Source organism: Brevibacterium picturae, from assembly GCF_030453725.1.
GTDB lineage: Bacteria > Actinomycetota > Actinomycetes > Actinomycetales > Brevibacteriaceae > Brevibacterium > Brevibacterium sandarakinum_A.
On record NZ_JAKDJU010000258.1, the window covers coordinates 1 to 3,086 of the forward strand.

The window sequence follows — 3,086 nt, forward strand, 5'->3', positions numbered from 1 at the left end:
GGATCGGCCTGCAGAGCGAGCTCGACCTCGGAGAGTTCGACACGGTACCCGCGCAGTTTGATCTGCTCATCGCTGCGCCCCAGGAACTCGATGCCGCCGTTCAAGGGCCTGCGGACGATGTCTCCGGTCCGATACATCCTGGACCCGTCGTTGGAGAAGGGATCGGCGACGAAGCGTTCAGAGGTCGTTCCAGGACGGTCGACATAGCCGCGCGCCAAGTTGAGCCCCGCAATGTAGAGCTCTCCTGTTGCCTGTTCGGGCACAGGGGACAGTCTGGAATCGAGTACGTAGTGTCGGGTGTTCGTGACGGAGTGACCGAGAACCGGAGACGTGCCCGCGACGATGGGAGCGGTGAGACTGTCGACGGTCGTCTCCGCCGGTCCGTACAGGTTGTAGGACGTCACATCGTCCAACGCGGCCAGCTGCTGCCAGAGCCCGCTGTCGACTGCTTCTCCTCCCAACGCAATGACACTGGGGTGGGCGGTCCCGCTGAAGCTGCCGTGGGCCAGAAGAGCCTTGGCGAACGAGGGAGTCGTCTCGATTGAGTCGATGCCATGAGTGGTGAAATACGAGGTCAGCGCTTCGGGGTCGCGGCGGGTGAGGGTGTCGATAAGGTGGAGTTCGTGTCCGGCGAAGAGCCACAGCAGCGGGTCCCATGCGGCGTCGAAGGAGATCCCTGCGGTGTGCGCCACCCGCAGTCCGCGCCCGAGTCGTTCGACGGCCGGTGTGAAGATGGTCTCCTGGTGACTGAGGAAGAGATTGAGCAGCGACCGATGTTCGACGCCGATGCCCTTGGGCCGGCCGGTCGACCCGGATGTGAAGATCACATAGGCGAGGTCGTCGGGGGCCGGCGTGGTCTCCGGTGCGCGCTGGGCCGTACGGGACGACAGTCGGGCAGAGAGCCGGTCCGAATCCAGATCGACGACAGGCCGATCCGTGGAGATCGTCGACTCCCCGGCGGGGCCCGACACAGTCGAGGAATTGAGCACGAGGACCGGGTCGGCATCGGCGACCATCGCCTCGATTCGGGCTGCCGGATGGTCGGGATCGAGGGGAATATAGGCTGCACCTGCCTTGAGGATCCCGAGCACGGTGACCGGCAGAGCAGTGGTGCGTCCGAGGCGTGCGGCGATGCGTGTGCCCGGGCCGGCGCCGTGCTCGCGAAGATAGCAGGCCAGCTGCGTCGACCTGCGATCGAGATCGGCGAAGCTGAGATGTCCGTCATCGGCCACGACCGCGGAGGCGAACGGGGTCGCACGGGCATGAGCGGTGAATTCGTCGACCACGGTGTGGCGGGGAATGTCCTGGACTCGGCCCATTCCGCCGGCGATGACGTCGTCAGCTTCGCTGTCATCGAGCAGGGACAGCCCCGCCAGGGGCTGAGCGCGACCGGGATCCAGCTGGGAGAGGACGGAGAGGAAGCGGCGCAGGTGTTCGGCGAGACTCTCCTGGGTGTAGAGTTCGGCATTGGCCTCAAGCCGAACGATGGCGGCTCGCGAGTCCCTGCCGGAGGAGGTCTGGTCCGCTCCCAGGCCGTGGACGATGATCGACAGATCATCGACCGGACCCGTGGACAGGAGATGCAGAGACGCCGAGGCCTGGCCGAAGCTGATGTCATCGACCGTCGGGAAGATGTTGACCGAGGGCCCGATGTAGCTCGTGTCGGTGTCGAGTTCCTGATAGTGGAACTGTTGGTGAATGAGCGTCGTGCGCAGGGCCGAACCCGTATTCTCAACGAGTTCGGGGGTGGTGGTCTCGGGTGTGGTGGCCAGCTGCAGCGGCAGGATCTTCGACATCATCGACGGCACCGATTTGGCCAGGGCGCTGCGCCGGGCCGTCACCGGCAGTCCCACGGAGACGGTCTGCCGACCCGTCATCTTGTGCAGATACGTCGCGGCGGCCGCGAGGACGAGGACCGGGGTCGATTGGGCACCGGCCAATTGTCCGGCCAGCTCCGGGGGGATGTCGGCGTCGGCTGTGACCAGCTGTTTCGCCGAGGCAGGTGGACGTCCCGCCAAGCCCGTGGCTGTCTCCGACTCTGAGATGGTCTGTGACCAGAAGTCGGCATCGGTGCGGAAACGCTGCGAGGATCGGTAGTCCGCCTCCTCGGCCACCAGGGCCTCCAGGCTGCCGAAAGGCGACTCCGATGGCTGTGCGCTCGGATCAGCCAGCTCACCGTACAGCTGCGACTCGCGTCGCAGGATGAGCACGGCAGAGTAGCCGTCGACGAGGAGGTGGTGGGCTCGCTGGTAGAAGATCCAATGGTCGGGGCCGAGGTGGAACAGCTCAGACCTGAGCAGCTCACCATCCTCGAGATCGTGAACGGTGGCGAGGTCGGCTTCCATGAGGGCCCGGGCCTTCGCCACCGGTTCGTCGACCGACTCGCCCCGCAGATCATGGAAGTGTAGGTGCCTGCGAGGCGAGCCGTGCTTTTGGAAGACTCCCCGGTCGTCTTCGCCGAAGACGACGTTGAGCGAATCGGCCTCGGCGACGGCGGTGCCGACGGCACGTCGCATCACATCGACGTCCAGGGGCCCGAGAATTTCGACGTACAGCCCGATCTGGAAAGTCGGGTTGTCGGGTTCGATCTTCTGGGCATACCAGATGCCGCGTTGTGCAGAGGTGAGTTCGATTCGGGGAGAGTCGTCAGTCATTGTGTCTTTCGAACGCGAGGGTGTGGTGCCGTCTTGCTGGAACGTCAGATGGGCTGTTACTGGAACTGTCCGATGTTGATCGAGCCGATGAGGTTCATCAGATCACCGAGATCGATGAGCGGCCCTTCGACCAGAGAGCTGGAGGGCTCTGCATCGTGTGCCTGGGGTCCTTCGGCGGCCGACGCCGCTCCAGGGGCGGCGAAGACTCCGACCATCACGGCGAGAGCTGCGATTGTGGCACCGCCGATGGTCCGAAGACCTGTGCGTTTGAGGCTCAACATAGTCTCTGTCCTTTCCTGACACGTCGTGCAGATCATCTGCACCGGGCAAGCAGTACTGGTTCGGAGGGTTCGAGCGTGTGGATTGACGATTCGCCGAACTTTTTCGGATCGGCTGCCTCGCAGCCTGCTGATCGGCTGCCTTCGCCGCCTT

At 64.5% G+C, this 3,086-nt stretch carries 2 protein-coding genes; both read right to left on the reverse strand.

What is annotated here, in order from left to right; genetic code table 11:
- A partial coding sequence (locus tag L0G76_RS15140) for an amino acid adenylation domain-containing protein (protein ID WP_304357975.1) occupies window positions 1-2,654 on the reverse strand: 2,654 nt, incomplete at its 3' end.
- Window positions 2,655-2,710: 56 nt separating this feature from the next.
- Window positions 2,711-2,935, reverse strand: a complete 225-nt coding sequence (locus L0G76_RS15145) for a hypothetical protein (protein ID WP_092106426.1) — start codon at window positions 2,933-2,935, stop codon at window positions 2,711-2,713.
- Window positions 2,936-3,086: the final 151 nt, after the last annotated feature.